The organism is Kitasatospora sp. NPDC057542, from assembly GCF_042801945.1.
In the GTDB taxonomy this organism is placed as follows: domain Bacteria; phylum Actinomycetota; class Actinomycetes; order Streptomycetales; family Streptomycetaceae; genus Kitasatospora.
The window spans coordinates 1-4,779 of the sequence record NZ_JBHVFE010000595.1 but is presented as its reverse complement, the minus strand read 5'-3'; the positions used below and the strand labels follow the sequence as shown (position 1 = coordinate 4,779).

Here is a 4,779-nt window from a genome sequence, read left to right as displayed (position 1 = left end):
TATCCAAACCGGACACGCAAACGAATGAAGTGGGGTCCGTGCGGACGCGACCGCACGGACCCCTCAACGGGACGTTAAACCAGGCCGGTCAGCCGGCCGCCTCGACGCTCTCACCGGGCGGGCGTCCGCTCACCCGTTCGGACTCAAGGGCGGTCTGGAGGATCACCACCGCGGCGGCCTGGTCGACCACCGAACGGCCCTTCTTCGCCTTGACCCCCGAGGCGCGCAGCCCGTGGGTCGCGGTGACGGTCGACATCCGCTCGTCCACCAGCCGCACCGGCACCGGGTAGAGCCGGTTGGCCAGCCGGGCCGCGTACGCCCGGACCTTCTCCGCCGCCGGGCCCTCCTTGCCGCTGAGCGAGCGAGGGAGCCCGACGATCACCTCCATCGCACCGTACTCGTCGACGATGGCGGCGATCCGGGCCTGCGACTTCACCCCGGCCGGGACGGTCTCCACGGGCGTGGCGAGCACCCCGTCGGGGTCGCAGGACGCGACCCCGATCCGGGCGTCCCCGACGTCGACGGCGATCCGCCGCCCCCGCCGGAAGGGCCTCTCCTCCTGCTCCATCAGCTGGCGCGCTCCGCGACCAGGCCGCGCACCGCGGCGATGGCCTCGCCGACCGCGGCCGGGTTGGAACCGCCACCCTGGGCGACGTCGTCCTTGCCGCCACCGCCGCCGCCGAGGGTCTTGGCGGCCGTCCGGACCAGCTCGCCGGCCTTGATGCCGCGGCCGCGGGCGTCCTCGTTGGTGGCGATCACGGTCAGCGGGCGGTCGTTGGCCACGGTGAAGGCGGCGACCACGGCCGGGCGCGAGCCGAGGCGGCCGCGCACGTCCAGGACCAGCTTGCGCAGCTCGTCCGCGCCCACGCCGTCGGCGACCTGCGCGGCGACCACGGCGATGCCGTGCACGTCCTCGGCCGAGTCGGCCAGGCCCGCCGCGGCGGCCAGCACCTTCTCGGCGCGGAAGCGCTCGATCTCCTTCTCGGCGTCCTTGAGCTTGGCGAGCATGCCCGAGATCTTCTCCGGCAGCTCCTCCGGGCGGCCCTTGACCAGCTCGGTGAGCTGGGAGACCACGGTGTGCTCACGGGCCAGGAACCGGTACGCGTCGCTGCCGACCAGCGCCTCGACACGGCGCACGCCGGAGCCGATCGAGGACTCGCCGAGCAGCTTCACCAGGCCCAGCTGGGCGGTGTTGCCGACGTGGGTACCACCGCACAGCTCCTTGGAGAAGTCGCCGATGGTGACGACCCGGACCTCGTCGCCGTACTTCTCGCCGAACATCGCGATGGCGCCGGCCTTGCGGGCCTGGTCCATCGTCATGACCTCGGCGGTGACCTCCAGCTCGCGGCCCAGCACGTCGTTGATCTTCTGCTCGACGTCGACCAGCACGCTGCCCGGGACGGCGGCGGGCGAGCCGAAGTCGAAGCGGAAGCGGCCGGGGGCGTTCTCGGAGCCGGCCTGGGCGGCCGTCGGGCCGAGCGCGTCGCGCAGCGCCTGGTGGGTCAGGTGGGTGGCCGAGTGGGCGCGGGCGATCGCCCGGCGGCGCTCGGTGTCGATCGTGGCGTACGCCGAGGCGCCCAGCACGACCTCGCCGAACAGCACCCCGCCGGAGTGCACGATGACGCCCGGGACGGGCTGCTGCACGTCGCGGATCTCCACCACCGCGCCGGACTCCAGCCGGATCCGGCCCTGGTCGGCGAGCTGGCCACCGCCCTCGGCGTAGAACGGGGTGCGGTCGAGGATGATCTCGACCTCGTCGCCCTCGGAGGCGGCCGGCGCCGGGACGCCGTCCACCAGCAGGCCGACCACGGTGGCCTCGCCCTCGGTGAGGCCATAGCCGGTGAAGACGCTGGCGCCGGACTTGTCGGCGACCTCGCGGTACGCGGCGACGTCGGCGTGGCCCATCTTCTTGGCCTTGGCGTCCGCCTTGGCACGGTCCCGCTGCTCCTGCATCAGGCGGCGGAAGCCGGCCTCGTCCACCTGGAGGCCCTGTTCCTCGGCCATCTCCAGGGTGAGGTCGATCGGGAAGCCGTAGGTGTCGTGCAGCTTGAAGGCCTGCTCGCCGGAGAGCACCACGCCGCCGGCCTGCTTGGTCTCGGTGACCGCGACGTCCAGCAGGTTGGTGCCCGCCTTCAGGGTCTGGAGGAAGGCGGCCTCCTCGCCGACGACGACCGTCTCGATGCGCTTGCGGTCGGTCTCCAGCTCGGGGTACTGCGGGGCCATCGCCTTGATCGCGACGTCGACGAGCTCCTTGGCCACCGGCTCGGTGGCGCCCAGCAGGCGCATGTTGCGGATGGCGCGGCGCAGGATGCGGCGCAGCACGTAGCCGCGGCCCTCGTTGCCCGGGGTGACGCCGTCGCCGACCAGCATCAGCGCGGTGCGGATGTGGTCGGTGACCACGCGCAGCGAGATGTCCGACTTGTGGTCGGCGCCGTAGGTGTGGCCGGTGAGCTCGGCGGCACGGTCCAGGATCATCCGGCTGGTGTCGATCTCGAAGAGGTTGTCGACGCCCTGGAGGATGGCGGCGAGGCGCTCCAGGCCGAGGCCGGTGTCGATGTTCTTGCTCGGCAGGTCGCCGAGGATCTCGAAGCCGTCCTTCCCGTCGCCGTGGCCGCGCTCGTACTGCATGAAGACCAGGTTCCAGATCTCCAGGTAGCGCTCGCCGTTGACGGCCGGGCCGCCCTCCTCGCCGTACGCGGGGCCGCGGTCGTAGTTGATCTCCGAGCACGGGCCGCACGGGCCGGGGACGCCCATCGACCAGAAGTTGTCCTTCATGCCCAGGCGCTGGATGCGCTCGGAGGGCACGCCGATGACGTCACGCCAGATCTGCTCGGCCTCGTCGTCGTCCTTGTAGACGGTGATCCAGAGCTTCTCCTTCTCCAGGCCGTAGCCGCCGTCCGCGACGGGACTGGTGAGCAGCTCCCAGGCGAACTTGATGGCTCCTTCCTTGAAGTAGTCGCCGAAGGAGAAGTTGCCGCACATCTGGAAGAAGGAGCCGTGCCGGGTGGTCTTCCCGACCTCCTCGATGTCCAGGGTGCGCACGCACTTCTGGACGCTGGTGGCGCGCGAGAACTGCGGCTTGACCTCGCCCAGGAAGTAGGGCTTGAACGGCACCATGCCGGCGTTGACGAGCAGCAGGGTGGGGTCGTCGGCGACCAGGGACGCCGACGGAACGACGGTGTGGCCGCGCTCCTCGAAGAAGCGCAGCCAGCGGCGGCGGATCTCAGCCGACTCCATTAGTGGTCCTTCCGTTCGGGGTGCCGCCCCGCGGCGGCAGGGCACGGCGGGGCGTTTCTTCAGTGGTCCGGGGGGTGGTGCGGGCACCGCTGGGCGCAGAGCGGGTGCGGGACGGAGGCAGGGCGGCGGCCGGGCTACCGGGCGCCGCCGAGATAGCTCGGTACTGCGGCTCGCTGGGGAGGGGCAACGCAGCGCGTTTCCCAGGAAGGGTGGTGGCGGGCGACGGGCGGGCACGGCGGGCGCTGCGGGGCTCCACCACGGCGGTGCCGTGCAGTCCGAGGTCGTCCTTCAGCTGGTCCTCGCGCTCGGCCATGCCGGCCTTCACGTCCTGGGCGAACTGCTTGGCCAGATCGCCCAGGTGCAGCGCACCGCGGGCGGCGGTGCCGGAGAGGCTGTCCGGGGTGAGCCGGTGCACGGCCTCGTTGGCCTTGTTCATGGCCCAGACGGTGGCGCCGGCGCCGACCGCCATCCAGAAGATGCGTCGCACCATGCCGTCAGCCCCTCACCGCGCGCCGGACCCGGGAGAACAGGCCGCTCCTGGGCGCGGTCGCGGCGCGCACCTCGGCCCGGACCAGCCGGGCCAGCTCCTCGCGCTCGCCGGCCTGTGACGGCACCGGCGGCAGGCCGCCCTGCTGCCGGGCGACGGCCTTGCGCACGCCGTAGCTGAACGCCGCGACCTTCACCAGCGGTCCGCCCAGGGTGGCGGCCACGGTGGAGGAGAGCGCGTTGGCGTTGGCGGCGGCGTCCTGCACGTTGGCGGTGATCTCGTCCACCCGCTCCAGCTGCTCGTTGGCGCTGCGCACGGCGGCGCCCGCGTCGGTCAGCAACGGCACGGCCTGCTCGGTGACCGCGGAGACCAGGACGGCGGCCTCCTTGAGCACCCGGGAGAGGCGGACCAGCACCACGGCGAGCAGGGTGACCAGGACCGCCCAGAACACGGCGACGAGCAATCCGGCCAGCTCTCCCACGGACACCTTTGCGCGCTCCCTCGCCTTGCAGCTCTTCAGAGGGAACCCTATCGCGCCCACGCCCGGTTTCCGGACCGGGTTCTTTCCCCGGCGATCCGGTCGGGTGTGCGATCCGCCCGCGCAACCTACCGGCCGGTCACCTCGTTCTGCCCGGCTGCGGCGGGGCCGGTCCGGAATAGCTGGAACTTGCCGGTTGCTTGAGGAGGCAAGGAACCGCCCGGAAGGAGCACCATGGCCGTCCACAACGCCGCCAACGAGTACCGCATGGCGAAGTTCTACTTCGATTCCAAGGCGTACACCGACGCGGCCCGCATGCTCGAAGGCGTACTGGCCGAGGAGCCAGCCAACCTCTCCGTCCGGCTGCTGCTGGCCCGCAGCTACTACCACTCCGCCCAGCTCGGCCGCGCCGAGGCCGAGCTGCTGCGGATCCTGGAGGCCGACCCGGCCGAGGACTACGCCCGGCTGATGCTCGGCCGCACCCTGGAGCGCCAGGGCCGCACCGAGGAGGCCCGCCCGCACCTGCGGCTGGCCGCCGCGATGACCGGCGAGAGCCTGTAGCAGCGGGGAAAAGGGG

The 4,779-nt window shown here is 72.1% G+C and carries 5 protein-coding genes; 1 reads left to right on the top strand and 4 read right to left on the bottom strand.

Translation table 11 applies throughout. The annotated features are described in order from the left end of the window. Positions 1-88 precede the first annotated feature (88 nt). The 4 genes from ruvX to ACFU7Y_RS40350 are packed head-to-tail and all read right to left on the bottom strand — an operon-like array spanning position 89 to position 4,211. On the bottom strand, positions 89-568 hold the full coding sequence (gene ruvX, locus ACFU7Y_RS40365; RefSeq protein WP_224282406.1) for a Holliday junction resolvase RuvX: 480 nt from the start codon (positions 566-568) through the stop codon (positions 89-91). Continuing rightward, positions 568-3,237 (bottom strand): alanine--tRNA ligase, encoded by a 2,670-nt coding sequence (alaS, locus tag ACFU7Y_RS40360; RefSeq protein ID WP_380771358.1) that lies wholly within the window; start codon positions 3,235-3,237, stop codon positions 568-570. Before alaS ends, ruvX begins: the two co-directional genes overlap by 1 nt. Further along, a complete protein-coding gene (locus ACFU7Y_RS40355; protein WP_224282408.1) occupies positions 3,224-3,727 on the bottom strand; it encodes a DUF6167 family protein in 504 nt (167 codons plus the stop codon). Before ACFU7Y_RS40355 ends, alaS begins: the two co-directional genes overlap by 14 nt. A gap of 4 nt (positions 3,728-3,731) precedes the next feature. Beyond that, positions 3,732-4,211: a DUF948 domain-containing protein gene (locus tag ACFU7Y_RS40350; protein ID WP_224282409.1), complete on the bottom strand. Its 480-nt coding sequence runs from the start codon at positions 4,209-4,211 to the stop codon at positions 3,732-3,734. A gap of 225 nt (positions 4,212-4,436) precedes the next feature. Between ACFU7Y_RS40350 and ACFU7Y_RS40345 the strand changes: the two genes are divergently transcribed. Further along, positions 4,437-4,763: a tetratricopeptide repeat protein gene (locus ACFU7Y_RS40345; protein ID WP_380771355.1), complete on the top strand. Its 327-nt coding sequence runs from the start codon at positions 4,437-4,439 to the stop codon at positions 4,761-4,763. Positions 4,764-4,779 lie beyond the last annotated feature (16 nt).

What these genes read in the sequence shown, in the direction of transcription:
- ruvX (WP_224282406.1), bottom strand. Translation starts at nt 568, where the DNA reads ATGGAGCAGGAGGAGAGGCCCTTCCGGCGGGGGCGGCGGATCGCCGTC.
- alaS (WP_380771358.1), bottom strand. Translation starts at nt 3,237, where the DNA reads ATGGAGTCGGCTGAGATCCGCCGCCGCTGGCTGCGCTTCTTCGAGGAG.
- ACFU7Y_RS40355 (WP_224282408.1), bottom strand. Translation starts at nt 3,727, where the DNA reads ATGGTGCGACGCATCTTCTGGATGGCGGTCGGCGCCGGCGCCACCGTC.
- ACFU7Y_RS40345 (WP_380771355.1), top strand. Translation starts at nt 4,437, where the DNA reads ATGGCCGTCCACAACGCCGCCAACGAGTACCGCATGGCGAAGTTCTAC.